Below are 26,249 nucleotides of genomic sequence, written 5' to 3'. Positions count from 1 at the left end.
GCTGTGGGACCGGGGACTCTGTTCCGCCGCACTGCTTCCCGCTACAGTCCTTCCTGAGCGTTCCCCGATCCCCTCCCCCGCCGAGGTCAGCCGTGTTCGACTCCCCCGCCGCCCTGCTCAACCTGCTGCTCGTCCTGCTCACCGTCGGAAGCCTGTTCCTGCTCGCCCAGTCCGTCTACCCGCGGCTGACCTGGCTGTTGCAACGGTGGCGCTACCGCAACCCGGAACAGGTCGAGCCCAGCAGGATCGAGTTCGAGCTGCGCCGGGTCAAGGCCATCGTGCTGCTGATCATCATCGGCGGCGCCACCGTGAAACTCTTCCTGGAACGGGAGAACCTGCTCTCCCTGTTCGAGCCGCTGACCCGCTGAGTGGCTGGTGGACGCGCCACCCGGCGCGGTGGCGCCAGCGGGGAACGCGCCGCCCCCTGGCAGCGCTCGGCCGCCTCCGGGAGAGCGTGCCGGTCACGCCCAACCGGCCACGAGCGGGTAGCCCTCCATGGAGGCGTCCCGGGGAGCGTCGAAACGCTTCTCGCCCGAGCCGCCTCCCGGGTCGTCGACGTCGACCGCGTACCACGCGGCGTCGTCCTGGACCAGCAGCAGGTCGCGTTCCGGCGAGGGCGCGTACTGGCGCACCCTCCCCTCTTCCGGGGTGAACACGGTGGTTTCCTCGAACGAGTCCGCGGAACCGTCCACCGTCACGGCGCGCGCCCCGCCACCGGAACCGGAAGACTGACCACCGGATTCCGCACGGGGAGCGAGGATGACCGTGTTCTCGCCCCACACCGGAGCGACGCGCAACCGCCGCAGCTCGTCCTGCCCGCTGCTGAGGGTGGCGCCCAGCACGGTGTCGCCCCGTTGGCGGTAACGCAGTGTTCCCGAGGTGCCGTTCACCGTCTGCTCGTCCCGGGAGGTGGAAAGCTGCTCGTCCGGTCCCACGCCCCACCCGTCGGGTCGGCCCGCGTCGTTCAGCGGCAGTTCCCCTTCCTCCTGGGGCTGCCCGTCGGCGTCCTCCAGCTCTACCGACATCGCGGTGGCGGTCCGGCCGGCCTGGTTCCCACCCGGTAGGTCCGGTCCGGAGGACTGCTGGGTGGCCTGGGCGGCGAACCACAACCGGTCCCCGTGGATGCGGGGGGCGCTCCATTCCTCGCCCTGCGGGGGGTCGAGCTCGGCGGTCGTCTCGTAGGCGGAACCGTCCTCAGTGAGGGCGGCGACCCGCACCGCGGGTGTGTCGGGAGTGGAGTACGCGAAGTACGACCAGTCCGCCGAGAACTGGCGGTGTACCGGAAGCCGCGGAGCCATGGGGTCGACCGCGCCGTCCGGCAGGTCGACGGCGGTTCGCTCCTCCCCGGTGTCCGGGTCGTGGAAGACGAGCCGCTGCTCCTCCCGCGGGTCCCCGCCCGCGTAGCCACGGTGCAGCAGCACCAGCCCGGAGGGGCCAGCGCCCTCCTCTCCCGGACCATCGTCTGCTCCACCGGCGCCGCCCGTGTCACACGCGGACACCAGCCCGAAGGCCAGTACCGCGGCGACACCCAACGCCCGGCTTCCGGATCCCATAGCCCGACCTTTCTCTACTGACGGGAGTCTCCCGGTCCGCTTCGGCACCATCCTGGTGAGCCTCACTCAGGAGGATCGCTCCAGGCGGCTTGCAGCTGTTCCGGCGGGTGGCCGCGCCGTGCAAGCAGCGCGCGGCCCTGGGGCAGCTGACGCGAGGCCACGCCGTTGGCGATCCGGCCCTCGCTGCGGTCCCCGGAGAACAGTACGGCTGGGGTCCCCATGTCGTTCAGGCTCTGCAGCACCGGTTCGAACATCGCCCGGGAGGTCCCGCCGGTGCGGCGGGCCGCGATCAGGTGCAGCCCCAGGTCGCTCCCCTGGGCCAGGTACTCCACCAGCGGGGCGAGGGGGTTGGACCGGCCGGCCACGAGGTCCATGTCGTCCACCACGACGAAGAGCTCCAACCCTGTCCACCAACTGCGTTCCCGCAGCTGGCGGGGGGTGACGTCGGGACCGGGCAGACGTTCCCTGACCGAGCCGGCGAGTTCGGTCGCCACGGACTTGGTCTGTTCCGGTGCGGTGCAGTAGGCGAGCAGGTGCTCCTCGGGCACCAGCCCCAGGTGGGCGCGGCGGTAGTCCACCAGCACGATCCCGACCTCCTCCGCCGGACGCGCGGAGAGCTGGCGCAGCACCCCGCGCAGCAACGCGCTCTTTCCGGTCTGCGGGTCGCCGAACACCATGAGGTGGGGATCCTCGTTCGGAAGCATCACCGCGGGGCCGAGATCGCGCTCGGCCATCCCGAGCACCAGCCCGGGACCGCTGTGCGCGGCGAGCAGACCGTCCAGCTCCACCGTGTCCGGCAGGGTACGCACCTGTTGCACCGGGGTTTCCGGCCACCGCCGGTTCACCCGGGCGACAAGGTTGCGCACCCCGCCCGAGAGGTCCTCGGCGTCGGTGCCGCCGTCCAGCCGGGGAAGCGCGATGTGGGCCGTGTTCTCGTCCGCGAGCAGCGCCCGTCCCGGGGTCTCCTTGGGCAGTTCCTCGGCGGCCTTGCGACCGATACCGGAGTCGAACGGGTCGGAGAGCCGGAACTCGACGCGTCCGCCGAACAGCGCCTGGAGCTTGTTGCGGATCTGCGAACTCGCCGCCCCGGTGACGACGGTGTGCACCCCCAGTGACGGACCGCGGGAGACGACGTCCAGCAGCGCGTCGTCAGCGTCCTCGTAACTCTCCCGCACCGACGACCATCCGTCGATCAGGAGGAACACGTCCCCGGCGACGCTGTCGGGAACCGTGCCGTGCGCGCGGGCGTGGCGCAGGGCGGCGGGTGCGTCCAGACCGGCGCGTTGGAAGACCTGTTCCCGTTCGTCCAGCTGGGTTCGCACGTCCGACAGGACGCGCTGCACCCGTTCCGGGTCGGAACGCCCCGCGACGCCGGCGACGTGTGCCAGTTCCTCGAACGCGACGAGCCCGCCGCCGCCGAAGTCCAGGCAGTAGACCGCGACCCGCCCCGGCGGGTACCGCCACGCGAGGCTGGCGATCATCGTGCGCAGCAGCGTGGTCTTTCCGGTCTGCGGCCCGCCCAGCACGATGATGTTGCTGTCCCCGCTCGTGAAGTCCAGGGTGGTGGGTTCCTGGCGCTGTTCCCGCGGAATGTCGGTCAGGCCGATGAGCGCTCTCATCTCCGCCGGGTCGGGCTCACCGGGGCCGTCGCCGTCCGGTGCGTGCGTTGCGTGGTCCCCGGCACGGCCGAGCACCGCGTCCAACGGTAGGGCGGGGGGAAGCGGCGGAAGCCAGACGGGGCGTACCGGGGACGCTCCGGAGGCGGCCAGCCGCTCCACCGCCACCTGCAGGCTGCTGCTTCCGTGCCCCTCCGGTGCCGCCGCTCCGGACTGCGCCGGGGTGTCGTCGCCGTCCGGTGCGTCCACGACGTGCCCCCGCAGCCCGTTCCCGGAGGTCAGCGGAACGATGGGGGCGTCCCCGGTGCTCTCCTCGGCCGGCGGGGTGTAGGGAGCCGAGACCATGGCGGCCTTGAACCGTTCGAAGACGGAGGTGTCGACCTTGAGGTAGCCCGACCCGGGCTCGGGTGGGAGGTGGTAGGCGTCGCCCACCCCTATGACCTCGCGGCTCTCCGCTTCGGAGAAGGTCCGCAGTCCGATGCGGTAGGACAGGTGCGACTCCAGGCCCTTGATCTTTCCGGACTCCAGGCGCTGGGTGGCCAGCAGCAGGTGGACCCCGATGGAGCGGCCGATCCGGCCGATGGCGACGAACAGCTCCGCGAAGTCCGGGTGCGCGGTGAGGAGCTCGGAGAACTCGTCGATGATCACGAGCAGGTGCGGCAGCGGTTCCAGGTCCTCGCGGCCGGAGGCGCGCAGTTCCTCGTAGGCGTGCAGGTTGGGGAGGTTCCCGCTCTCCTTGAGGACGCGCTGGCGGCGTACGAGTTCGCCGTACATGGCCTCGCGGAAGCGGGCGACGAGGGTGTCGTCGTCGGCGAGGTTCGTGATGAGGCCGGCGTTGTGCGGCAGCGGTTCGGTGTCGGCGAACGTCGCCCCGCCCTTGAAGTCCACGAGCAGCAGGGCGAGCTGCTCCGGTGGGTGCCCGATCGCGAGCGACGCGACCAGCGTGCGCAGCATTTCCGACTTTCCGGAGCCGGTGGCGCCCACCACGAGTCCGTGCGGCCCCATACCGCCGAACGCCGACTCCTTCAGGTCGAGCAGTACGGGACCACCGTCCGGCCCCACACCGATCGGGACCCGCAGGAAGTCACCGGTGCTGCGGCGCCGCCAGGTCCGGGCCGGGTCGAGCTGGGCGACGTCGGACACCCCGAGGATCTCCGGCAGCTCCACCTGGGCGTGCAGGGCCTCCGACCCCTCCGCCTCGGACAGCCGCAGCGGTGCCAGGGACCGTGCCAGCGTCGTCAGGTGGGCGACACTGACCTGGTCGGCCTGGCCCTGCAGTGGGGCACGCCGCTGCCCGGACTCGTCCGTCGGCTCCTCCCCCTCCTCGGTTTCCTCGCGCAGTGTCCCGTCCTCGCCCACCAGGAGCCGCATGTCCACCGACTCCGGCTCCTCGCAGCGCTGGCCGACCAGCGCGACCACGTGGATCCCCAGCTCGGCGAGCGAGCTCACCGGGGACTCCGCGGTCAGACCGGACAGGGTGGACTGGTACTCGCCGTCGACCACGAGTACGAGCCGCTGCGTGCCCGGCCCCGGGCCGCCCCCGCGACGGCGTTGGAACTCGACCGTGCGCTGTTCGATCTCCGCTTCGAGCAGCTCCGCCATCTCCACGGTGCTGCCGGCGACCAGTCGTCCCGGCAGCGGTCCGTTGTCGATCCCGTCGAACTCGTGGTGCGGCAGCCATTTGAGCCAGTCCCACTCGGCAAGCAGCGCGGAGTTCCGCACCGCTCCGATCCGCACGTCCTCGGGCGCGCAGAACGTCACCATCTGGGCGGCGAGCGACCGGGCGAGGGCACGTCCGCGCGCCCGGTCGCCGACGATCGACACCACTCCCAGGTCGCGCAGGGGGACGACGAGGGGCTCCTCGGCGACGTTGGCGTAGAGTTCCACGATCTGGTCCGCGAATCCCTGGCAGACCGGGTCGTAGACGATCAGTGGGGAGGACGTGTCCACCTTCAGGCTCAGCGGCCGGGCGAGGGGGCGCACCCCGGTTCCCGCGCGCAGCATCAGGAAGTCCGGGTCCGCGGTGCGCCGTTCCCAGCGCCGGGCCGGGAGGCGCGCCAGCTCGGTCAACAGCCGCGGGGCCGGATGGCGGAACGCGCTCCCGCGCCGCTGCTTCGCTGCGACGTCCCGCACGGTCTCGCGCACCTGGTCGAGGTAGTCCAGGTACCGTTCCCGCTGCTCCCGGATGCGTTTACGCGGTCCGTTGCGTTGGGAGACGAACATCACAACCCCGACCGCGACGCTGGCGAGCATCACCATCATGCTGCCCGCGGCCATCAGCGGCCTGTTCCCCATGGTGATCGTCATCAGCAGGGACCCGGAGCCGCTGATGATCGGCATCATGATCATCGCCGAGGAGCTGCTGGCGGGAGGGTTGTCCGGCAGCTGCGGCGGTGGGGCGATGACCAGCGGCTCTTCCCCGGGGTCGGGAACGGAGCGGCGTGGTGGGCGGTGTACGAGCGTTGTCGCCAAGACGAACTCTTTCGTGTGCCTGGGGAACCCAGAGTTAGGCGATTGCTAGAGTAATGATCCCGCAACACCCCGGAACCTCCCAATTCGGTGGCCGACGTCGGCCACCTGCGGATTTCGGCGGAGGCGCCCCCTGCAACCGACCCGGTAAAGGACACGACCGCCGTGCGTGGATACTGCCAGGTAACCGTCACTGGTCCGCAACGTTGGGCTGACCTGGCACTCCCGGACGCGGTTCCCGTGGCCTCCCTCCTCCCCCAGATCATCCGGGCGTGCTCCCCGGAGGCGGAGGGCACACAGGCCGCGGGATGGACACTCGCGACCTCGGAGGGGACGGCCATCCCCCTCGAGGACTCGCTGGAGAAGGCCGGAGTCGCCGACGGTACCGTCCTGCTGCTGAGCAAGGAGCCCCCGCGCACGCGCCCGTCCCACGTCGACGACGTGCGGGGGGCGGTGGAGGACCGTGTCGACGAGAACAGCCGCATCTGGGGCTCCGCCACGACGCTGGCCTTCGGGCTCCTGGCGGGAGGGCTCGGCCCGCTCGCGGTGCTGGGGGTCATGAGCTACCTTCACCCGCACCCCGGCAACCTCGCCGTGGCGGCTGGCGGTTCACTGTTCTGCCTGGCGCTGATGGTACTCGCCTCCCGCCGCAGCATGACCGCCGTCGCCCACGTGCTGTTCGCCGCCGCCTGCGCGTGGGGGGCGGCCATGGCGGCGCTCACCGTGCTCGTGGTGACCAACGAACCCGACCCGCTGATCCCGGCGGCGTTCGCCTGCGCCGGTGCGCTGCTCATCGCCACCATCGGGTGGTGGGTCGACGAGCTGGGGTTGCCCTACCTCGCCGCCCTCGGGGTGACCACCGCTGCCGGTGGCGTGCTGTGCGGGGTCGGGGTGGTTGTCGACGCCGCGCAGGGGGTGCGGTCCCTGGCCCTCCTCCTCGCACTCGGTGTCGGTGCGCTGCCGCGTACGGCACTCGCCATGGGGGGACTGTCCGGGCTCGACTACGAGGTGCGCCACGCGGGTCAGGTCGGCACGCGACGGTTCGAGGAGAACTTCACCAGCAGCGACCGGCTTCTGCTCGGCTTCGTCGTGGGTAGTACCGCCAGCGCCGCGGCGGCCGTCGCGCTTCTGGTGGGGATCGGCGGCCGTCCGCAGGACGCCCTGATGGCGGCTCTCGTGTCGTTGCTGCTGGTGCTGCGCTCCCGCCTGTTCGACCGGGTGAGCCACGTCCTTCCGCTGCGCCTGGCGGGGGTGCTGGGTCTCGGTTACACCGCTGTGGCCTCCCTGGACATGTTCCCGCCGATCGCTCCGTGGCTCCCCACCATCGCGCTGGCCACCGGAGCCGCGTTGGCGGTGGTGAGCTGGGTCCGGCTGGCCGAGGTTCCGCGCGCGTCGCTGCGCCGCGTCCTCAACGGGGTGGAGATCGCGGTCGTCATCGCCCTGTGCGCGGCCACCGCGTGGGCGATGGGCCTGTTCGACCTCGTGCAGTCACTGGCGAGTTGAACCGGTGGCCGAATTCGGCCACATTTCGCTCCCCGGCTGGAAACTGTCCTCTTTGACCCGTTATCACAGTATTATTAGTGTTACTAATTCTCCGGTCTGACCTATTATCCACCGAGAGGTTCTGACGGCCGGTTTCACCCTGCAGAACCGCAGACCGGATACGTACCGGAATTCCACCGCGCGAAAGGGAGGATCATGGCCGAACACGCCGGCCTCACCCAGTCCGACGCCCTGAGCAAGGGCGGTGAGGGACTCGGTGTCGAGACCGAGGGACTGTACGCGCAGCTGAACAGCCTCATCCAGGACATGGACAAGGACGCCAGCTCGCTGCAGGGAAACGCCCTGCAACGGTTCCGGGAGGCGCGCAACGAGCTGACCGCGCGTTTCGACGAGCTCATGACCTGGTGCTCGAACAACGGAATCAAGCTCAACGAAGGACAGAAACAGTTCAATTGGGTGGACAGCGAGTCCAGTGACGACTTCGGCGGTGCGGGGAAGGAAGCCGGCGGTCTCGCCCGTCCCGTCAACGGTTAGCGGGAGAGAGGACCGCCCCCGACACGAGCCAGCGGCGAGGAAGGGAACACAGTGGGGAACGGATCGGGATTCGAGGTATACGGGAACGTCGGCGGGCTGCAGGAGCTCTCCGAGGAGCAGCGCGGCCATCTGGGCCGTTTCCAGGCCATCATGAACCAGATCAAGGAACAGTCGGAAAGCACCGTGAACAAATGGGAGGGTTCCGGAAGCGAGGAATTCAAGGCGAAGGCCAATGAGTTCGACAACCAGTTCAACGCGGTGAACGCCGCCTTCGCCAAAGTCATCGACGCCACGGACGGCGCCGCGAACAACTACTCCAAACTCAGCAGGCACCTCAACGGACTCTTCGAGTAGACACCAGCCACCGTGCCACCATCCACCGACAGCACCACCCCGGCCAGCCAGACCCCCGAAGCACCGGCGATGCCGGAAGCTTTCCAGTTCACCCCCAACGCTGAGCAGTACGTCCTGCAGGCCGACGCGCTGCGCCGCCGGCAGCTGCGTGCCGCGCTGCTGTACGGTTCCAGCCGCTACTGGCGACGCCGCCAACGAGTCTGGCCCTCCGTGATCGCCGGCCTCATCCTCACCGGGGTCATCTGCGGCGCCATCACGGTCGCGGAGGCGTTCCAGAAGCAGCAGGAGATCAACGAGCAGCGCGAGAACCCCCAGCAGGGCGGGGGTCCGCAACTTCCCGGCCGGGGCGGCATGGGCGGCTGACGGCGGGCCGGGCCGTTCCCTCCTCCGCTCGGGGGAAACCAGACGGCCCGGCCCGCCGTCAGCCGCATGCCACACACAACGACACGTCACAACGGGGGGACGGGCATGTCCGGTCCGGAGAACGCGGCCGGCGGAATCGCGGGGATTCATTCCCTGACTGTGGCCTACCGCGGCCGCAACGCCCAGATCTACCGAGCGGTTCGCACCAGCACCGACGCGGCGGTAGCGCTGAAGGTAATGGGCGACGCCGCCGGTTTCACCGAACTGGCCGCCCTGCGGGACCTGGGAGGCGCCCCCGGTGTGGTGCCGCTCCTCGACGCGGGCCGCACCGCGGGCGGCGAACCCTACATCGTCATGCCGTTCTGTCCGGACGGTTCCTACGCCCAGATCCTGGGCAGGGAAGGACGACGGGGCCTGCGGGAGGCCGCGGCGGTGGGCCGGGCGGTCGCCTCCGCCCTGGCGGCGCTGCACAACCAGCACCTGCTGCACAACGAGGTCGTGCCCGGGAACATCCTGCGTACCGGCACCACCGCGGTGCTGACCGACTTCGGGACGGTGGACGCGCCGGGGAGCCCACCGCCGCAGATCCTGCAGGGTTCCGAGGCCATGCTCCACGCCCCGCCGGAGGTGCTGCGCGGCGAGCCGGGATCGGCGTCCTCCGACGTGTACCAGCTCGCCTCCACCCTGTGGACCCTGCTGGCCGGCCGGACACCGTACGCCAGCGGGGACGGCACGATGGTGCCGCCACGCGAGTACATGCAGCGTGTCCTCACCGCCGCCGTCCCGCCGGTCCCGCGCGCCGACGTCCCCACCCCGTTCAACGCCGTTCTCGCCCGGGCGCTGGCGAAGAATCCCGCCGACCGCTACCCCGGGGCCGCGGACTTCGCCGCGGACCTGGAACAGGCACGGCTGGCGCAACCACCCGAGCAGCCGACCACTCCCGTGGAGTCCGTCTCCGAGCCGCCACTGGACGGGAAGGCGACCCAGCCATACGACCGTTCCACCGCGCGCATGCAGGCACGCCAGGGCATGCGGCAACGTGCCCAGGCCAATGAGGCGCGGGAACAGGAGCCCCCGGCAGCGGCGCCACCGGCGGCCCGCCGGGAGGAAGCCCCGGCGGAGGAAACCGCGGCACCCGCGGAGGAGGGCACACCCGAGTCGCAGGCCGCCCACTCGAATGTTCCGTCCGGGGGCGCGGAGATCCCCGACTGGTGGCTACTGCTGGACGGGTGGTCCGGAACGGCGGACGACTCCCTTCCCCGGCTTCCGCAGTCAGCACCCGGTGGACAAGAGCAGCACTCCCCCGCCGCCCCACCGGAACGGCCGCGGTGGCGGCGTCACCTGCACATCGCGGCGGCGGTGGTGTCCGTCACCGTACTCACCAGCGCCACTGGTGTGCTGGCGACGGTGCGCTTCGACCCGGATGTCGGCGACATGCGCGCCGAGGCTTCCGAGTCGGACCCCGACAAGCAGAAGTCCGAGGATCCCGACGCGGAAAGCGGTGACTCGCAGCAGAAGGACCAGGAGAAGAACGGAAGCGCGTCCCGGGAGAAGGAACCTTCCCCTGATACCTCACCCACTGGCGAAGTTCCTGCAGCCTCCAACGTCTGGATCACGGACAACGGCAACAGTGTCCAGTTGCACTGGGCCGACCAGTCCGGTGGTGCGGCCAGTTACTACATCCTGGGTTCGGTGGAAGGCGGGGAGCCCCGCACGATGACCACCACCGGGGCCGGCGTGGAGACCGCCCAGGCCGACACTCCCGACAGCCGGGCGGAGTACTGCTTCACTGTCATCGCTGTCGACGGAACCGCCACCCCGGCTTCCGAGGTGTGCACGAACCGCGCCGCGGCCCGGGCCGAAGCACAGCAGGAACGCGAGGAACAGGAAGAGGAAAGCGAGGACGCCGACAGCGGTGGGGACAGTGGCGACGGCGAGGAGAACGGAAACAGCGGCGACGAGGAGGGAGCGGAGGAGCCATCCGCTTCTCCGGACTCCGGGAATGCCGACGAGGGAGAATAGACAGTCCGGTGGTGCTCCTCTCGGGGAACGGAAGAGAACTACCGGAACGCCTCACTCCACTCCCGGTCCCCGCCACCGAGGGGCGTTGTTCACCGGATCGTCGTTGGTGAACAGCTCCCTCAACTCCCTCGGCCACCGCAGTATCGTCACCACGGCGATCACGCCGGTCGGCAACGCCGCCAGGACCGCCCATGAGACACGCTCAGTGCACTGAGCGTCGCAGAAGTTGTTCGTCGAATTATGGTTTCCCCCCATGATGCCGTTTCCCGAATCCCAACTTTTAAAATCGTATTCCGCGGGACCGGAAATCGGAGCTCCACACTCGAGCGTTTCTCCCGTAATCTCTCCCGTATCGCTGTCCCACGAACCATGCGGAACATACCCTGGAGGCGAGGAAGCCAGGAGCCAACAGACGAGAATTGCTCCAGATAGCGAGAGCAATGCGCCAGCCACCGCCCACGCAGAACGAATCCAACATGAAGACACATTCATATATCAAATTTCTATTTTCACAAAACTTTAATCTATGCCATGCACGCCTTTTCACTATTTTCTTTCCTCTAGTCTGAATATCTCGTGCTACAACTCGGCCATCCCTAGGATATCCTGACTATCAATAAAGGTTGGTTTCTTTCGGACTCCACGCGAAACTTTCGGTACTCAACGGGTTCCGGATATCCGCGCGTGCTCGTTGTCTACTATGTTGATCCTGTTCAGCGCATCGGCGGCGTGTAGTGGGTGCGGTGTTCGCGGCTCGGGCGCCTTCCCTCATCTCGGAAGGGTGGTGTTGGGTTGGCACACCCGGTGCGGGGGTTAGCTGTTGGGTTCCTCGTTGCTGGTGAGGGCGTGTTTGATGGCTGCGAGGGTGACGCGGGCTCCGGTGCGGTTCTCCACGAGCCGGGCCTCGCCTCCGGTGTCCTGCTGCCACAGGTAGTCGGGAACGTCCTCGGGGGCGAGCACGCCCTGGTCCAGCAGTTCGGCGATGATGTGCAGGCGCAGGGAGTAGCGCACCTCGTCGGAGTGGCCCACGACGACGTCGGGCCGGTCCGAGGAGCTGGGCGGGGCCGAGGCCGGGGCCTGCACGTAGGCACGCAGCCCGGAGGTGTCTCCCCGCCACAGGTCCCGGGTGAACGCGCCTTCCTCGTCCAGTAGCACGTAATAGGGGCCTACCGTGCCGTCGGCGATGGCGCGGGCGGCGTGCGGGCGGCCGGTGTCGACCAGCGCGGTGGCGTCCATGGTGCGCACCACGGGGCGGCCCTCCCTGTTGCCCGCGACCTGATCTTCTACCCATTGTTTCTCGCCGGTGGCGGCGTCCAGGGACACGGCCATCGCGCGCTCGTCCTGGGGGCACTGCCAGGCGACGACGACCTGGCTTTGCAGGGTGCCCACCCCGCTGGCGGGGTCCTTGCCGGTGGGCATGGCGATCTCGCACCCGGCGGGCGGCTGGTACTGCCAGGCCGAGTCGCCGGTCTGCAGGGAGAAGGCCTCCACGGTGCGGTTGTTGCGGTGCATGACCCAGGTGTCTTGGGTCAGCAGGCGCACCCGTGTGGTGGGGGCGTCCTGGGGGGTGTGCCAGGCGGAGTGGGTCTCCTCGCCGGTGAGGACGTCCAGGCTCACCGTGTGGCCGCGGCTGCCCAGCAGGCTCGGGGTGTCGTGGGTGAGGACCACCCGCTGTCGGGGGTCGTGTCGGGTGGTGGTGTCCAGCGGGGTGAGCCCGGCGGCGATGCCGGTGCCGGCCAGGCGATAGGACCAGCGTTGTTTCCCGGTCTCGGGGTCCAGGGCCACGACCCCGTCCGGCAGGACCGCGATGGCTCCGCCCACGCTGGGCAGCATCTCCTCCACCGGGCCCTTGCCGGCCTCTTCCAGGCTCGTGCGGGCGCGGTCCAGTTGGGCGGAGCTGGCGACCGTCAGCGGATCATCCGGCTCGGCGGCGATCTCGTGCTCGCGGGGGACTTGGCGCAGATGCGCCTCCACGGCGAGCAGCACCACACCGACCACGATACACAGCACGATCGCCCCACCGGCGAGAATCCACCTACGCATCAGAGAACACACCTATCCGGCAACTCTTCCCTCGAAAAACACAAAAAATCTCGAAATCATCCAGTGTCATCTCCTTACCGACTGATTTGTTCTCGTCTTTTTGCTTTTCCTGGATTATTCGGGTGGCGGGATCGGAGGGTGCGAGTGTCGAGTTTGGCAAAGGCTTCGCCGGAACGGAAACCAGAGTCTCAATTCCATTCTTCGGTTCCGGTGGTGGCATCGCGGGAAGTGAGGTGGTTCTTGTTGTCCTCCGGACAGGTGTAAGTGGCGAACACGCAGTGTTGCGCTGTAGTTCTTAGATGAGGTGATCTTCTCAGTCGTAGCAGTACTTTCTATATTTCCGTTGTTGGGATTGAGGATGACGGTGTATAGGCGTATTCCGAGGAAGTTGTTAGTGGTATTGGCGATTACGACGCGCTGCTCGTCTTCGCTGTCAACGGGAAACCGGCCGATAGGGATGGCGGAGACGGCGACATACTCTCCCAAGATAGTGTAGAGACAGTGGGGGTGGAGGGAGATGCCCTTGGTGTCCGTGGTCGCCATAGTTCCGCTCGTGGCGGGATGATGTTGATGGCGCTGTCATATCACTGTTGGTCCAGCATGTCGCGTACTTCGGCGAGGTTTTCCGCACGTAGTGGGAGATTCCCGTCGTAGTTCTCCCGTATTTCGTGCTCCACGGACTGATAACACGAGACTTCCTCTATACCCACTGGGATGCACAATACCACCATGATAGAAACAACCAAGAGATTCTCCGAAAACACGCGAATCTCATTTTTTCCTTATTTTATCATCAATAATCTCATTGTTGATGATCCCGGTGTGAGCTCCCGTCCAAGGCCCTTTGCCTGTCGCGTTTAATCCGGCGTTGGTTTCGGGAAACCAGTCTTCTCCTTCTCGTTTTATTGTCAGGTCATTCTTTGCGAGGTCATCTATATCAATGATATCCTTTCTCAGTAGCTCGTGCGCTATAGCTGCGGTCGTTGCGTCGGTCATCTTTCCTCCGAATCCAATAACAACATTTTCCGGAGTCGTTTCAGGGTTTTCTAACGGTTTTTTTATATAATCATCCAAGGAAGGGGTTTTCTTCCATGGCCCTATTGAAAAATCACTCCCTGTTTTTGTTATCGCCGTGTATCTCTCTCCCAGCTCGTTGCGGGCGATAGCCGTTTCCGCGTTCCAAGGATCGATGCTCGGTATAGAAAACCCCTCCATTGTCCATAGGGAAGGAAGATCATTTCCTTTCCATGAATCCTCCCATTTTTTGCTCCCGTCTTCGGAGTCCAGTGACACGATACTAGTTGTATCTGTATCCTTACAGGCGTATTCTACGATCACAGATTCCTCTGTCGTTGCCACCTTCCGTTCAGGATGTTCTTTTTTCGTGAATTTTCCGTCACATCCATCAGGTGTGTGAAACTCCCATGTCTTTTCGCTGCTCTCCAACGAGTACGACTCTATGTGGTTGTCCGAGGGTGTGGAAATTATGCTTGTAGAGGTGGTGAGTTTTATTCTCTTCTCGGGAGACTCGTCAGAACCGTACGAGGAGTTGTCGCTGTAAACCTCTCCGTGCTCCGCATCCAGAGCAACTGTCCGCGACCTTGTCCCAAGAAGACCCTCCGTATCAAAAGAGATGACGATGTATTGTTCCCCGTTCGACTCTCTGTCGAGAGGAGTGGTCTCTACCGCCACAGGGGATTCCGGAAATGTGTACGACCATTGCTCCATTTTGTTCTTGGCGTTAAAAAGAGCGACACCATTGTCAGTGACAATCAAAAATCCACTGTAAACTGCTTCCATCCGTTCTATTTCATATCCCTTTTTCTTTGCTTTATGAATTATCTCTTCTGCTTGTTTTTTATTTCCTGGCCAGGAGTAAAAGCTTTCATTTGCTATCTCTAAATCACCTATCCTTATATGATGAGATGCCTCTAGCACAATTAGAACAAGTGCTAGAACCAAAAAAATGTAAAACATAATCCTCTTCATTTTTTTCTTAATTGTTATTTTAGTCTTCATTTTCTTCACTTTTCTTAAGCGCTGTTCCATCATAACGTTTTTCGTATTGGGATATATATTCATCTATAACAGATTTCATATTTTCATCTTCCTTTTTTATTCTATTTCCTAGATCTTCCGCACTTTCTTTTCCAATATTTTCCATTATATCTGATCGTATAGCTCCAAAAGTTGCAGTTGTTCCTGCTGGGGATATTTCTAGATTTCCTTCCTTGTCTAAGATATTATTTTTTTCCAAATCTTCTTTGGTTAATATGTCTCGCTCTTGGAAAGATTGAAGGGACTGTATATATACATGTTCTTGCATTTGCGTCCTATCCTCCATGGTAAATTTTTCTATGTCTTCCTCTGTTATATACTTATCTCCTATCTTTTCTTTTGCATTATTGTAGTCACCACTTTCTCCTTCCTTTATTGCATACTCTGTGAAATCAGTAAAGGGGTCTCTGAGTAGCTGTGAAATTCCAGCTATAGCAGCACCAGCCGGCGGATTAGCTATTCCTACTGCAGCTCCCCCTCCAGCGGTAATGGAATTATAAGAATTGAGAGATAGTTCTTTAACTTTAGCTCGCGCTTCATTTTCGTTATCTAGCTTTTTTTCGAAAGAATTAATTAAAGCCTCATCTGCTACCGCCCTGAGACGTGCAGCTGACTGAGGTGTATATTCTTCTCCTCCTTCTCCCTTTAGATAACTATCTAGAAGATCCCGTTCTTTCATATCTACACTCGTCATTATATTGGGGGCGAGATCTTTATTATGAGCAATCAACTCAACAAATCCTATTTTTTGTTCTGTACCTGCATGTACTGCCTTGTCACCAATTTTGAAATCAGGATGGTTTTCTGCATTCACATCCCTAACGGTTGCGAATCCTTTTTTCTCGTCCACCACATCATTCAATGTAAAATCTTCGAGTCGGGAGAAGAATATTTTGGCGAGACTTCCTCCAAGTTCACCATTCACCTGAGTGAAGGCCGCATCAGATACTTCTTTCTTATCATCATATTTCTCAGATTCTACCTCAATTGTCACTCCTGTGTTCCTTAATTCTTCGGGTAGGTCAGTATTTTCATCAGTAAGCGCGTCAATAAGATTGTAAGCTGCCCGTCCTGCACGTTCTTGTTCCTCTTCATTCCCACCAGCATCTCGAGAAATCCAATCGGTGAGTCCGGCTACAGTTTTTCCGTCGTCATTCCATTCGTGAGTGAATAGTCCAGACAGAATTTTCTCACGGTCATATAGAGGATTGGATTCTAATGATCCACTCTCAAGGACATTTTTATTCGAATTTTCATTCCGAAGGGACATATCGAGAATATTTCTTATGTCATTTTCTTTTGTTTCCCCTCCTGGGATAATTCCATTATCGAGACCTCTCCCCATTGCTTGGGTCGTGTAGGTAGAAAATACTGTTCCACCCTCAATTGCTTCAGTAGACTCACTCATAAGATTTCCGAAGCTAGGAATGTCATTTTTCCACTCTCCTTCAAAGTAGCTGGATGTATCATCTCTTTCTTGTACTGCCATTGGTCCCATGGAAACATTTTGAATACTTTGTGGAAGTTTTTCTATTCCTCCTCCATAATCTTCGTTGGACAAAATTAATATTCCATCTGCATACGTTTGCAAAGAAGGAACTTGGTTTTTGTCTTCAGCGAGATAATGAGGGAGCTTTAAAGAAGGAGATTGCCCCTCGAGCTGAGAGTAGAATTTTTCTAAATATTTAATAGATTTTTTATGATTCTTGGAATGTTCTAAAATCTTATTTTCTTTATTAGTTATCGCCTGCAGCGTGGCGATGGCAGCATAGTACTGCGCGTCAGGTTCTTTTCCATCCTTTCCGAGATAGGGGTCCAGGGCTTTCGCATGCTCGGGAGCCTTGTCTGGCGAGACAGGTATAGGAGCTTCTTTTCCTTTAATATTGTACGCTGACCATGCGACATGCCCTTCATCGACGAGACGCTTGACGTTCTCCGGAGAGGGGCCTTCAGAAAGACGCGAACCATGTTCCTCGGCTGCGTCTATAAAATTTTCCCAATTTTTCTTGTCTTTTTCTCGGAGATTTTTCAGATCCTTCTCCAGTTGGGATTGCGCGACAGACTCGCGAGGAATTCCTGTAACAATCCCTCCTCGATAATCGGGGTCATCACCATCTTTCTCCTCCGCTTCTTTTTTGTTTATCGCGGCCTTGACACTCTCAATCCACTCTTCGATTAGATCATCCCTTTCGTTTTTGAAGTTTTCCACTTCTTCTGCGAATGATTTTGTCTCGCCTTTGCAGTAATTGACCGCATACGCCGAATCCTCCCAAAGGGAGCGATTGTAACTGCTCTGATCCTTGACCTTCCACTGGATCGCCTCCGTATAATTGATTGCTGTCTTGTCGAAATCGCCACCGAGGTCACCCGAGCGCCCGAGGATGCGCATGGAGAGGTTACTCATGTCCTCGGCCCAGTCGCGCAGCACGTCGGGATCAGCGTCCGTGTCCTTCGGTGAGAATGATAGATCGAACTCCGAAAGCGCCTTGGAATTAGCGTTCGCGAGACGCTCTGTTTCTTTCGGCATTTTCCCTTTCTTATGGAATAGGTTATGCAATTTGTCGCACCTGAAGTCAGCAGTGGTGGCTCCTGCGCCTGATGGCGGGATGTCCAGCCCGGCGCAATGATTCAGGAATCAGTGGCTCCTACCCAGCAACAGGTTCAAACCCTACCCGGGCCGAGTGACCCGAATCTATGTAGGGATCGATGCGCAGAAATCATAGAAGCTGACTTCCGGAGAGGTCAGTAGACCGTGCGGCCGTTGGCCGGAGTGGGAGTTCCGGAAGGACCGTTGACAGGTCGACTCAGTCCTGGCCAGGGGCTTTCATAGGAATCACTGGTGTCGTCGTCGGTAGCACCGATTTCTGCCCCGCCGGCATCCAGATTGCGTGCCAGTTCCATGCCATGGTTCTCAACATCGGTGATGTCATCCAGGTACTTCTCTTTGAACTTGCTGTACCCCTCAGCGCACTCCTCCTCCACGGCGGCCTTGCGGACGCCGTCCATGATGTCGGTGAACGTTTCCCGTAGCCCGGTCATCGCATTGGCCAGTTCGGCCGCGTTCGCCGCCTCTCCGCGGATCTCGTCCGGATTCCCTCCCGCCTCGTCCGTCATCACGCTCCCCTCACTCGATGTTGGAACGTGGCCACTGTGCCGAACTCCGTGAACACACGCATCCCTGGCGGTCAGGGGCGATTCGGACCCGCTACGCCCGAGGTGGTTTCCACGTGTGGCCGCGTGTGGAGGGGTTTCCCGGCCCCCACCGGCTGCCCACCATGAGGTCGCAGGAAGTCCGTGGCCGGTTCCGGCCACAGTGAGAATCCCGGGACGCGCAACGGGACTGCCCCGGTTGGGGAGAAGCTTCATGACTGTGCGGCCCGTCCGTCACACATGACACGTGCGGCCACTGCGCCCAGGGACTCGGGCCGCACGTGCCGCTGCTTCTCCCCAACCGGGACGGGCGCTGCTCGCTGCGGCTGCACAGGAAACGCTGGCGCGGATAGCGAGACAGCGCGCTACCGGCTCTCGTTCCTCACCCACACAAGGGCTGTGACTGCCATTGTGGCGCGTAGGGAACAACCGGCGGCTTCTGCCCGACAGGGCCGTGTCCCCCGCCACCAGCGCCGCGTTTCGCCCGTGACGGCACGCGTCCCTGCTCTGGTCTCGGTACCGGAAAAATCCATTGCCCATCGGCGGTGGCCCGGCCAGGGTGACGGGCATGTCCAACCTCTCCGTTCCCGCCGTCCCCGGATTCGGGTCGTGACACCGCGCTCCGGCATGGCGGCGCCGTTGCGCCACCGGAACTTCCGAGCGCTCGCGCTCGGGCGCACCCTGACCTACGGCGGGAACTCCGTGGCGACGGTCGCGCTCGGTTTCGCGGTACTCGACGTTACGGGTTCCGTGGTCGACCTCGGCCTGGTCGTGGGCGCGCGTTCCCTGGCGAACGTCACGCTGCTGCTGTTCGGCGGTGTGGTAGCCGACCGGTTGCCGCGTCCCCTCGTCCTCCAGGGAAGCTGCGCGCTCGCCGCCGCCACCCAGGCCACCCTCGCCGCCAGTGTTCTCCTGGGTTTCGCCACACTGCCGCTCATGGTCGCGTTGAGCCTGGCCAACGGAGCGGCCGCGGCGGTGAACCTGCCGGCGGCCGCGGCGCTCACTCCCCAGACGGTTCCGGCCGGTCTGCTGCAACGCGCCAACGCGCTGCTGCGGATCGGCGTCCACCTCGGCATGTTCGGCGGCATGTCCGCCGGCGGCCTCATCGTGGGCTGGGTCGGCCCCGGGTGGGCCATCGGCATCAACGGGGCGATGTTCGCGATCTCCGGCGTGTGCTTCGCCTTCCTCAGGATTCCCACGGGCGGGGAACCCGGTCAGCCTCGCACCCGTCCGCTGCGCGACCTCGTCGAGGGGTGGCGGGAGTTCTCCTCCCGCACCTGGGTGTGGCTGGTCGTCGGGCAGTTCACGGTGGTGAACGCGACCTGGTCCGCCACGACGGCGGTTCTCGGCCCCGCCCTCGCCGACGACACCTTCGGCCGCACCCTGTGGGGAGTGCTCATGGCCACCAACAGTGTCGGCCTGGTCGCCGGCGGCGTGCTGGCCGCGCGGTGGCAGCCGCGCCGCGCCCTGGCCTACGGGGTGGCGCTCATCTCCCTCATGGCACTGCCGATGCTCGCCCTCGCCGGCTCCCCGGTCCCGCTGGTGCTGTTTCCCGCCATGTTCCTCGCCGGGGCCGCGGCGGAGCAGTTCTCGGTGGCCTGGGAGGTGTCGCTCCAGCAGAACATTCCGCAGCGGCGGTTGGCCCGCGTCTACTCCTACGACGCCCTGGGGTCGTTCCTCGCCCTGCCGGCGGGTGAGATCGCCGTCGGCCCGATCGCCGAGCGGGTGGGAACCGGAACCACGCTCACGGGCATGGCCGCACTGCTGCTGGTCGCCACGGCGGTCACCGCCGCCAGCCGCAGTGTGCGCGGCCTCGCACGCGCGGAGCCCGGTTCCTGACCCGCGGGGGCCTTACCCCGCCGGGACGAGCAGGCTCAGTACGACCCAGGCGACGGGGCCCGCCACGAGGAGCGAGTCGATCCGGTCCATCAGGCCGCCGTGGCCCGGCATGAAGTGGCCCATGTCCTTCACGCCGAGGTCGCGTTTGGTGAGCGACTCGATCAGGTCGCCGGCGGTGGCGGCCAGCACCACGGCCACACCGAGCACCGCACCGGCCCAGTACGGGCCGTCCAGCATCAGCGCGACCGTGAGCGCCCCGGCGAGCATGCACGCCAGCACCGAGCCGCTGAAACCCTCCCAGGTCTTGTTCGGACTGATCACCGGCGCCATCTTGTGCCGCCCCACGAGGATGCCGGCGAAGTACCCCCCGATGTCGCTGCTGATCGTCACGATGATGAACGCGATCAGCCGCTCCTGCCCGTCCTGGGGCGCGGCCAGCAGCAACAGCCACGTCCCCAGCAGGAAGGGCAGGTAGCACACGGTGAACAGGTTCGCCGCCGCGTCCCGCAGGTACCCCTCGGCCCCGTCGCGCAACCGCCACGACAGCGCGAGGATGGCGGTGACGGCGGTGGCGCCGACCAGCCATTCCGGACCGCCGAAGTAGGCGCACGCCTGCATGGCCACCCCGCCGACCATCAGCGGCGGCAGGGCGAGCGCCATGCGCTGTCCGGCCATGGCGCGGTTGAGCTCCCGCAGCCCGATGAGGACAGCGGCCGAGGTGATCGCGACGAACGCGGCCGGGAACGGGTAGATCGCGGCCAGGACGAGCGCGCCGAGCGCCACCCCGCTGGTGATCGCCAGGGGGAGGTTCCGCCCGGTGCGGATCTTCCTCCCGGACCGCTTCTCCTCTCCGTCGGCCACGTCGTCCACCGGGTTCTCGTCGGAGACAGTCACTAGACCTCGAGCAGTTCGGATTCCTTGTGCTTCAACAGCTCGTCGATCTCTCCGACATGGGTGTGGGTGAGCTCGTCCAGCTGTTCCTGGGCCCGCCGGCCCTCATCCTCACTAATCTCTCCGCTTTTGACCGCTTTGTCCAGTGTGTCCTTGTAACTCCGGCGTATGTTGCGGATGGAGACCCGGCCGTCCTCGGCCTTGCTCCGCACGACCTTGATGTACTCCTTGCGGCGCTCCTCGGTCAGGTCCGGGAAGACGACGCGGATGACGTTGCCGTCGTTGGCGGGGTTCACCCCCAGGTCACTGTCCCGGATGGCCCGCTCGATGGCCGACAGGGAGCTCTTGTCGAACGGCGACACCACCACCATGCGGGGTTCGGGGACCGAGAACGACGCGAGCTGGTTGATCGGGGTCTGGGTGCCGTAGTACTCGGCCGTGATCTTGTTGAAGGTCGCGGGGCCGGGACGCCCGGTGCGGATCGCGGCGAAGTCCTCTTTGGCGACCCCGACAGCCTTCTCCATCTTCTCCCCGGCTTCGAGGAGGCTCTCTTCGATCATTTCGGGACTCCCGTGTTTCGCTGGGGTGTGTCGGTTCGAGGTCTGCGCGGGGTCAGCTGTCGGGTGGGCACACCATGGTGCCGATCTTCTCGCCCCGGATGGCCCGGACGATGTTGCCCTCCTGCATCAGGTCGAAGACCACGATCGGCATCCCGTTGTCCATGCACAGGCTCACCGCCGTGGCGTCCATGACCTTCAGGCCGCGGGTGAGGACGTCGTTGTAGTTGAGTCGGTCGAACCGGACCGCGTCCGGGTTCTTCCGCGGGTCGGAGTCGTACACCCCGTCCACCTGGGTTCCCTTCAGCACCGCCCGCGCTCCGATCTCCAGCGCGCGCTGGGCGGCGGTGGTGTCGGTGGAGAAGAACGGGGCGCCCAGTCCGGCGCCGAAGATCACCACACGGCCCTTCTCCAGGTGGCGCACGGCGCGGCGGGGGATGTAGGCCTCGGCGACCTGGCTCATGTGGATGGAGGTCTGCACGCGGGTCTCCACGCCGAGCCGCTCCAGGAAGTCCTGCAGCGCGAGGCAGTTGATGACCGTGCCGAGCATGCCCATGTAGTCGGCGCGCCCGCGTTCCATGCCGCCCTTGTGCAGCGCCGCGCCGCGGAACATGTTCCCGCCGCCGATGATCACGGCGACTTCCATCCCCTCGGCGACAGCCGAGGCGACCGCTTCGGCCACGTACTCCACGGTCCCCGGGTCGATCCCCAGGTCCTCGCTACCGGAGAAAGCCTCCCCGGACAGTTTCAGTACGACGCGTCCCCATCCCGCGTCATGCATACCGGGGCCGCTGGTGTCGGTATGGCCGTCGTTCTCCGGCACGGCGCTCGGCCTCCTTCTGTCTCCCCCGAGTGGTGCTGTAGCGCGGGACCCACCCGTGGACCGGGCAGCCCCGCCGTTGTCCACTGGGGGTGTCGGGGAAAACCCCCGACACCCCCATCATGCCAAAGGTTCAGGACTCCCCGACCTTGAACCGGGCGAAACGGCGCACCGTGACCCCGGCGTCCTCGACCACCTTCTGCACGGTGGTCTTGTTGTCCTTGACGAACGGCTGCCCCAGCAGGGTTGCGTCCTTGAAGAAGCCGTTGACGCGACCCTCGATGATCTTGGGCATCGCCTGCTCGGGCTTGCCCTCCTCGCGGGCGGTCGCCTCGGCGATGCGGCGCTCGTTCTCCACCACATCCTCGGGGACGTCGTCCTTGCTCACGTAGGTCGGGGCGAGCGCGGCGACCTGCTGGGCGAGGTCCTTGCCGATCTCGGGGGCCTCGGTGTCCAGCTCGACCAGCACACCCATGGACGGCGGCAGGTCCGGGTCGGTCTTGTGCAGGTAGCTGGCGACGTAGGCGCCCTCGTAGATCACGAAGCGGCCCACCTGCGTCTTCTCGCCGATGACGGCGCCGTACTCGTCGACGACCTCCTGAACGGTCTTGCCGTCGGAGTACTCCGAGGCCAGCAGGCTCGGGACGTCCTGCGGGCTGGTACGGGCGATGAACGAGGCGAGTTCGGCGGCCAGGGCCTGGAACTTCTCGTTCTTGGCGACGAAGTCCGTCTCGCAGTTCAGCTCGAGCATGACCACGGACCGGTCGTCCTTCTGCTCCAGGGCGACCAGACCGTTGGCCGCGGTGCGCTCGGCACGCTTGCCGACGTTCTTCGCGCCCTTGACACGCAGGAACTCCACGGCCTGGTCGTAGTCGCCGTCGGAGTCCTCCAGCGCCTTCTTGCAGTCCATCATGCCGGAGCCGGTGGCGTCGCGCAGTTTCTTGACGTCGGCTGCGGTGTAGTTCGCCATAGCGTTGTTTCCTCTGTGGTTGGGCGGGCTCACACAGGCTTTGGCACGCGCCCCGGGAAGGGACGCGTGCCAAAAGCTGAGGTGGCCTCAGGCTTCCGTTTCGGCCTCGGTGGGGGCAGCGGCGGGGGCCGTGGTGTCCTCCGCCGGCGTCTCCCCGGTGGACTCCGCGGTCTCGGTGTCGCCCGTGCCTTCCAGCAGCTCGCGCTCCCACTCCGCCAGCGGCTCCTCCGCGGGCTTGGCCTCACCGGTGGAGGCGCCGGAGCGGGTCATCAGACCGTCGGCGACGGCGTCGGCGACGACCCGGGTGAGCAGGCTGACGCTGCGGATCGCGTCGTCGTTGCCCGGGATGGGGTACTCGACCTCGTCCGGGTCGCAGTTCGTGTCCAGGATCGCCACGACCGGGATGTTGAGCTTGCGAGCCTCGCTGATCGCGATGTGCTCCTTCTTGGTGTCCACGATCCACACCGCGCTGGGCACGCGGGCCATGTCGCGGATACCGCCCAGGGTGCGCTCCAGCTTGTCCTTCTCGCGGCGCAGCCCGAGGAGCTCCTTCTTCGTCAGGCCGGAGGCCGCGACGTCGTCGAAGTCGATCTCCTCGAGCTCCTTCAGCCGCTGGAGCCGCTTGTGCACGGTGGAGAAGTTCGTGAGCATGCCGCCCAGCCAGCGCTGATTGACGTAGGGCATGCCGACACGGCGGGCCTGCTCGTCGATGGCCTCCTGCGCCTGCTTCTTCGTTCCGACGAAGAGGATGCTGCCGCCGTGGGCGACCGTCTCCTTCACGAACTCGTAGGCGCGGTCAATGTAGGACAGCGACTTCTGCAGGTCAATGATGTAGATGCCGTTGCGCTCGGTGAAGATGAAGCGCCTCATCTTGGGGTTCCAGCGGCGGGTCTGGTGCCCGAAGTGGACGCCGCTCTCGAGCAGCTGACGGATCGTCACGACTGTGGCCATGACTGTGGATCCTCCTCGGTATGGCGGAACACTGTTCCGCCTCGGTTGTTCCTGACGCCCCGACCGCTCCGCCGCACCGGTGCGGTGCGGACCGAAGGAACGGCCCCTCCCCTGGGGGAGTCACGTGGGCGTGCGTAGTGATCGGCTCGACAATGAGCTATCTGCGATTCTAACCGGCACAGCACCCGGTCGCGGTCCATACTCACCACCAGGGTGAGATGTCAAGCACGGTGGGCCCGCGCTGCGGGATCCGCTCCGGGGCCCCGGCACCGCCCGAGGTTGTCCACATCCGCCTCGTGCGGGCTGGTCCCGGCGGCCGCCGCCCCGCAGGATCAGTGGCATGAGGTTGTGGTGTTTCGCTCTGCTCGCAGCGTCGTGCATGGCCGCACTCGGGTCGTTCCCGGAACCCGCCCTGGCCGAGTCCCAACGGTGGCGGTACCCGCTGCGCGGCGAGGCTCCGGTGCTGCGGGAGTTCGCCCTGCCCCAGCAGCACTGGCACGCCGGCCACCGGGGCGTGGACCTGGCGGCGACGGTCGGCCAGGAGGTGCTCGCCGCCGGGGCGGGGCGGGTCGCCTTCGCCGGGCGTGTCGCCGGCACGCCCGCGGTGAGCGTCGTCCACGGGGAGCTGCGCACCACCTACACGCCGGTGGCGGCCGGGGTGGAACGCGGCGACGTCGTGGCGGCCGGCGAACCGGTGGGCACCCTGGCCGCGCACCGGGACCACTGCGGGCCGCGCCCGTGCCTGCACTGGGGTGTGTTGCGCGACGGTACCTACCTCGACCCCCGCTCCCTGCTGGGGCGGGGCGGGATACGGCTGCTGCCCGTGGCCGACCGCTGGCTCCCGCCGCGCCTCGCCCCGCCGCGGGGCGGGGAACGTCCCCGGCGGGCGGGGCGGGCCCTCACGCCCGCGGGTGGGCCTGGTTGTAGGTGTGCGCGAGCCGCTCGACCGAAACGTGGGTGTAGACCTGGGTGCTCTGCAGCGAGGCGTGCCCGAGGAGCTCCTGGACGCTGCGGAGGTCGGCGCCGCCGTTCAGCAGGTGCGTCGCGGCGCTGTGCCGCAAGGTGTGCGGGGAGGAGGAACCGTTGCGCGCCTCCTCGCGGTCGAGGCACTGGTGCACGTCCCGTCGGGCCGTGCGGGTACCCAGCCTCCCGCCGCGCGCGCCGAGGAACACCGCGGGTCCGCTCGAGGGGGTGGCCCACTGCGGCCGGCCGTCCCGCAGCCACCGTTCCAACGCCGCCAGCGCCGGCGCGCCGACGGGAACGACCCGCTGCGCCGAGCCCTTGCCCCAGACCCGCAGTGTTCGGCGTTCCCGGTCGATGTCGTCCAGGTCGAGCGCGCACAGCTCCCCCACCCGGATCCCGGTGGCGTAGAGGACCTCAACCACGGCGGTGCGCCGCAGGGCGGCGGCCGAGTCGCCGGGCGGGGAGGAGTTGTCCAGGGCGGTGGCGGTCTTCTCCTCGTCCAGCACGCCGGGCAGCGAACGCTGCTGTCTGGGCGCGGACACCATGGGGCCGGGATCGGCGGCGAGCCGGCCGGTGCGGGTGAGGAAGGCGGTGAAGACGCGGGCCGCAGCGACCCGCCGCGCCACGGTGGCGCGGCTCGCTCCCGAGTCGTGCATCCCGGACAGCCAGCTGCGGAGTGTGGCCACGTCCAGTTCCTCCAGCCGGCGCCCGAGAGTGTTCAGGTGGGCGCAGAGGGCGCGCGCGTCCGCCAGGTAGGCGCGGACGGTGTGCGGGGACCGGTCGTGGACCAGCGCGTGGTGGAACTCGGTGAGGACTTCGGCGACGTCGCCGCTTTCCGCGCTCACGTCGCCCATGTCGCGATGTCCCCGCGCGGCAGGCACGCCACAGCGTCGACCTCCACCAGGTACCGGGAATCGACCAGCCCGCTCACCTCGACGAGTGTGCTGGTGGGACGCGGGTGGTGCAGGAACTCGTCGAACACCCGGCGCACGTCCTCCAGGTCGGCGATGTGACGCAGGTAATAGGTCAGTTTGACCAGATGACGGAGGCTGGCGGCGTATTCCCCGAGAGCGTTGTCCAGGTTGCGGAACACCTGCCGGGTCTGCTCCACCGCGTCACCGTCGGCGAGGCTCCCGTCGGGAGCGCTCGGAAGCTGGCCCGAGACGAAGATGAGTGGCCCGTCGACGATGAGTGCGTCACTGTAGCTCGGGTTCATGGGGACACACTATCGCCGTGCCCTCCCGTGTTCGAGGGCTTGCGTCGCCAGCCGGCGGAACCGCGTTCGACGAAACCGCCGGCGGCGAGCAGACCGAGGTGGCGCAGCGCCGCGTCCAGCCCCACACCGGCCGCGACCGCGACCGTGGAGGTACCCGCCGGGGGACGCCGCGGCACCGCCGCGAGGACGCGCTGGGCCTCGGGCTCCAGCTCGTCGACGGCCGGGAGGGCCCCGCCGTCGCGCGGTTCCGTACCGATGGGGGTGACCTGTTCGGCGACGTCCGCGGCGTCGGTGACGCACACCGCGTTCCAGTCGCGCAGCAAGCGGTGGCACCCCGCCGACAGGGCGGAGGTGACCGGGCCGGGGACGCCCGTTTC

22 protein-coding genes and 1 pseudogene are annotated in these 26,249 nt (G+C 65.2%); 8 read left to right on the top strand and 15 right to left on the bottom strand.

The window, feature by feature from the left end; genetic code table 11:
* The first annotated feature begins 92 nt into the window (after window positions 1-92).
* Complete coding sequence (locus FHX37_RS03225; protein ID WP_141921980.1) at window positions 93-368, top strand: hypothetical protein; 276 nt, start codon at window positions 93-95, stop codon at window positions 366-368.
* Window positions 369-461: 93 nt separating this feature from the next.
* Here the strand turns inward: FHX37_RS03225 and FHX37_RS03220 are convergent, their stop codons facing one another.
* Together FHX37_RS03220 and eccCa are read right to left on the bottom strand one after the other, a co-directional pair.
* Window positions 462-1,553, bottom strand: coding sequence for a hypothetical protein (locus tag FHX37_RS03220; protein WP_141921978.1), 1,092 nt, complete (start codon window positions 1,551-1,553; stop codon window positions 462-464).
* 62 nt (window positions 1,554-1,615) lie between these two features.
* Window positions 1,616-5,518: a type VII secretion protein EccCa gene (eccCa, locus tag FHX37_RS03215; RefSeq protein WP_246062349.1), complete on the bottom strand. Its 3,903-nt coding sequence runs from the start codon at window positions 5,516-5,518 to the stop codon at window positions 1,616-1,618.
* Window positions 5,519-5,803: 285 nt separating this feature from the next.
* Between eccCa and eccD the strand changes: the two genes are divergently transcribed.
* From eccD to FHX37_RS03185, 5 genes are all read left to right on the top strand, one after another.
* Window positions 5,804-7,141 carry a type VII secretion integral membrane protein EccD gene (eccD, locus tag FHX37_RS03205; protein WP_141921977.1) on the top strand — a complete coding sequence of 446 codons (1,338 nt, stop codon included), beginning with the start codon at window positions 5,804-5,806 and terminating at the stop codon, window positions 7,139-7,141.
* 195 nt (window positions 7,142-7,336) lie between these two features.
* Window positions 7,337-7,675, top strand: a complete 339-nt coding sequence (locus FHX37_RS03200) for a hypothetical protein (protein ID WP_141921975.1) — start codon at window positions 7,337-7,339, stop codon at window positions 7,673-7,675.
* Between the two features lie 51 nt (window positions 7,676-7,726).
* A complete protein-coding gene (locus tag FHX37_RS03195; protein WP_246062045.1) occupies window positions 7,727-8,029 on the top strand; it encodes a WXG100 family type VII secretion target in 303 nt (100 codons plus the stop codon).
* A 69-nt stretch (window positions 8,030-8,098) separates the two neighbouring features.
* On the top strand, window positions 8,099-8,392 hold the full coding sequence (locus tag FHX37_RS03190) for a hypothetical protein (RefSeq protein ID WP_141924978.1): 294 nt from the start codon (window positions 8,099-8,101) through the stop codon (window positions 8,390-8,392).
* 105 nt (window positions 8,393-8,497) lie between these two features.
* The gene (locus FHX37_RS03185) at window positions 8,498-10,414 is read left to right on the top strand and encodes a serine/threonine protein kinase (protein ID WP_170181495.1); all 1,917 of its coding nucleotides are present in this window, start codon (window positions 8,498-8,500) and stop codon (window positions 10,412-10,414) included.
* Window positions 10,415-10,465: 51 nt separating this feature from the next.
* Here the strand turns inward: FHX37_RS03185 and FHX37_RS22720 are convergent, their stop codons facing one another.
* The 5 genes from FHX37_RS22720 to FHX37_RS03165 all read right to left on the bottom strand — a co-directional run bounded on the left by FHX37_RS22720 (window position 10,466) and on the right by FHX37_RS03165 (window position 17,629).
* Window positions 10,466-10,669 (bottom strand): hypothetical protein, encoded by a 204-nt coding sequence (locus FHX37_RS22720; RefSeq protein WP_170181494.1) that lies wholly within the window; start codon window positions 10,667-10,669, stop codon window positions 10,466-10,468.
* A gap of 558 nt (window positions 10,670-11,227) precedes the next feature.
* Entirely contained in the window at window positions 11,228-12,457 is a 1,230-nt protein-coding gene (locus FHX37_RS03180) for an outer membrane protein assembly factor BamB family protein (protein ID WP_141921973.1), read from the bottom strand.
* Window positions 12,458-13,228: 771 nt separating this feature from the next.
* Window positions 13,229-14,509, bottom strand: coding sequence for a hypothetical protein (locus FHX37_RS03175; RefSeq protein WP_141921972.1), 1,281 nt, complete (start codon window positions 14,507-14,509; stop codon window positions 13,229-13,231).
* Window positions 14,466-17,042 carry a TPR repeat region-containing protein gene (locus FHX37_RS03170; RefSeq protein ID WP_141921970.1) on the bottom strand — a complete coding sequence of 859 codons (2,577 nt, stop codon included), beginning with the start codon at window positions 17,040-17,042 and terminating at the stop codon, window positions 14,466-14,468. Before FHX37_RS03170 ends, FHX37_RS03175 begins: the two co-directional genes overlap by 44 nt.
* Window positions 17,043-17,257: 215 nt before the next feature.
* On the bottom strand, window positions 17,258-17,629 hold the full coding sequence (locus FHX37_RS03165; RefSeq protein ID WP_141921969.1) for a hypothetical protein: 372 nt from the start codon (window positions 17,627-17,629) through the stop codon (window positions 17,258-17,260).
* Between the two features lie 663 nt (window positions 17,630-18,292).
* Here FHX37_RS03165 and FHX37_RS03160 point away from each other — a divergent pair.
* Entirely contained in the window at window positions 18,293-19,504 is a 1,212-nt protein-coding gene (locus tag FHX37_RS03160) for an MFS transporter (RefSeq protein WP_141924977.1), read from the top strand.
* 12 nt (window positions 19,505-19,516) lie between these two features.
* Here FHX37_RS03160 and FHX37_RS03155 read toward each other — a convergent pair whose 3' ends face one another.
* The 5 genes from FHX37_RS03155 to rpsB form a co-directional block, all read right to left on the bottom strand.
* Entirely contained in the window at window positions 19,517-20,374 is an 858-nt protein-coding gene (locus FHX37_RS03155) for a phosphatidate cytidylyltransferase (protein WP_211351880.1), read from the bottom strand.
* A 23-nt stretch (window positions 20,375-20,397) separates the two neighbouring features.
* The gene (gene frr / locus FHX37_RS03150) at window positions 20,398-20,955 is read right to left on the bottom strand and encodes a ribosome recycling factor (RefSeq protein ID WP_141921967.1); all 558 of its coding nucleotides are present in this window, start codon (window positions 20,953-20,955) and stop codon (window positions 20,398-20,400) included.
* A 52-nt stretch (window positions 20,956-21,007) separates the two neighbouring features.
* Window positions 21,008-21,733 carry a UMP kinase gene (gene pyrH / locus FHX37_RS03145; RefSeq protein WP_141924976.1) on the bottom strand — a complete coding sequence of 242 codons (726 nt, stop codon included), beginning with the start codon at window positions 21,731-21,733 and terminating at the stop codon, window positions 21,008-21,010.
* Between the two features lie 172 nt (window positions 21,734-21,905).
* Complete coding sequence (tsf, locus tag FHX37_RS03140) at window positions 21,906-22,742, bottom strand: translation elongation factor Ts (RefSeq protein WP_141921965.1); 837 nt, start codon at window positions 22,740-22,742, stop codon at window positions 21,906-21,908.
* Window positions 22,743-22,829: 87 nt separating this feature from the next.
* A complete protein-coding gene (gene rpsB, locus FHX37_RS03135; RefSeq protein ID WP_141921963.1) occupies window positions 22,830-23,693 on the bottom strand; it encodes a 30S ribosomal protein S2 in 864 nt (287 codons plus the stop codon).
* Window positions 23,694-24,033: 340 nt separating this feature from the next.
* Here rpsB and FHX37_RS03130 point away from each other — a divergent pair.
* Window positions 24,034-24,417 (top strand): annotated as a pseudogene (locus FHX37_RS03130) (peptidoglycan DD-metalloendopeptidase family protein); the annotation flags it as partial.
* A gap of 175 nt (window positions 24,418-24,592) precedes the next feature.
* Here FHX37_RS03130 and FHX37_RS03125 read toward each other — a convergent pair.
* The 3 genes from FHX37_RS03125 to FHX37_RS03115 are packed head-to-tail and all read right to left on the bottom strand — an operon-like array spanning window position 24,593 to window position 26,195.
* Entirely contained in the window at window positions 24,593-25,510 is a 918-nt protein-coding gene (locus tag FHX37_RS03125) for a tyrosine recombinase XerC (protein ID WP_141921961.1), read from the bottom strand.
* Window positions 25,498-25,872: a RidA family protein gene (locus FHX37_RS03120; RefSeq protein ID WP_141921960.1), complete on the bottom strand. Its 375-nt coding sequence runs from the start codon at window positions 25,870-25,872 to the stop codon at window positions 25,498-25,500. Before FHX37_RS03120 ends, FHX37_RS03125 begins: the two co-directional genes overlap by 13 nt.
* Complete coding sequence (locus tag FHX37_RS03115; protein WP_170181493.1) at window positions 25,869-26,195, bottom strand: hypothetical protein; 327 nt, start codon at window positions 26,193-26,195, stop codon at window positions 25,869-25,871. Before FHX37_RS03115 ends, FHX37_RS03120 begins: the two co-directional genes overlap by 4 nt.
* Window positions 26,196-26,249: the final 54 nt, after the last annotated feature.

The organism is Haloactinospora alba (assembly GCF_006717075.1).
Lineage (GTDB): Bacteria > Actinomycetota > Actinomycetes > Streptosporangiales > Streptosporangiaceae > Haloactinospora > Haloactinospora alba.
The sequence above is the reverse complement of the archived record's forward strand: the minus strand, read 5'-3'. Positions and strand labels throughout refer to the sequence as shown.

What these genes read in the sequence shown, in the direction of transcription:
- FHX37_RS03190 (WP_141924978.1), top strand. Translation starts at nt 8,099, where the DNA reads ATGCCGGAAGCTTTCCAGTTCACCCCCAACGCTGAGCAGTACGTCCTG.
- FHX37_RS03180 (WP_141921973.1), bottom strand. Translation starts at nt 12,457, where the DNA reads ATGCGTAGGTGGATTCTCGCCGGTGGGGCGATCGTGCTGTGTATCGTG.
- FHX37_RS03185 (WP_170181495.1), top strand. Translation starts at nt 8,498, where the DNA reads ATGTCCGGTCCGGAGAACGCGGCCGGCGGAATCGCGGGGATTCATTCC.
- FHX37_RS03175 (WP_141921972.1), bottom strand. Translation starts at nt 14,509, where the DNA reads ATGATGGAACAGCGCTTAAGAAAAGTGAAGAAAATGAAGACTAAAATA.
- FHX37_RS03170 (WP_141921970.1), bottom strand. Translation starts at nt 17,042, where the DNA reads ATGCCGAAAGAAACAGAGCGTCTCGCGAACGCTAATTCCAAGGCGCTT.
- FHX37_RS03220 (WP_141921978.1), bottom strand. Translation starts at nt 1,553, where the DNA reads ATGGGATCCGGAAGCCGGGCGTTGGGTGTCGCCGCGGTACTGGCCTTC.
- rpsB (WP_141921963.1), bottom strand. Translation starts at nt 23,693, where the DNA reads ATGGCCACAGTCGTGACGATCCGTCAGCTGCTCGAGAGCGGCGTCCAC.
- FHX37_RS03160 (WP_141924977.1), top strand. Translation starts at nt 18,293, where the DNA reads ATGGCGGCGCCGTTGCGCCACCGGAACTTCCGAGCGCTCGCGCTCGGG.
- frr (WP_141921967.1), bottom strand. Translation starts at nt 20,955, where the DNA reads ATGATCGAAGAGAGCCTCCTCGAAGCCGGGGAGAAGATGGAGAAGGCT.
- eccCa (WP_246062349.1), bottom strand. Translation starts at nt 5,518, where the DNA reads ATGATCATGATGCCGATCATCAGCGGCTCCGGGTCCCTGCTGATGACG.
- FHX37_RS03120 (WP_141921960.1), bottom strand. Translation starts at nt 25,872, where the DNA reads ATGAACCCGAGCTACAGTGACGCACTCATCGTCGACGGGCCACTCATC.
- FHX37_RS22720 (WP_170181494.1), bottom strand. Translation starts at nt 10,669, where the DNA reads ATGGGGGGAAACCATAATTCGACGAACAACTTCTGCGACGCTCAGTGC.
- FHX37_RS03125 (WP_141921961.1), bottom strand. Translation starts at nt 25,510, where the DNA reads ATGGGCGACGTGAGCGCGGAAAGCGGCGACGTCGCCGAAGTCCTCACC.
- pyrH (WP_141924976.1), bottom strand. Translation starts at nt 21,733, where the DNA reads ATGCATGACGCGGGATGGGGACGCGTCGTACTGAAACTGTCCGGGGAG.
- tsf (WP_141921965.1), bottom strand. Translation starts at nt 22,742, where the DNA reads ATGGCGAACTACACCGCAGCCGACGTCAAGAAACTGCGCGACGCCACC.
- FHX37_RS03200 (WP_141921975.1), top strand. Translation starts at nt 7,337, where the DNA reads ATGGCCGAACACGCCGGCCTCACCCAGTCCGACGCCCTGAGCAAGGGC.
- FHX37_RS03165 (WP_141921969.1), bottom strand. Translation starts at nt 17,629, where the DNA reads ATGACGGACGAGGCGGGAGGGAATCCGGACGAGATCCGCGGAGAGGCG.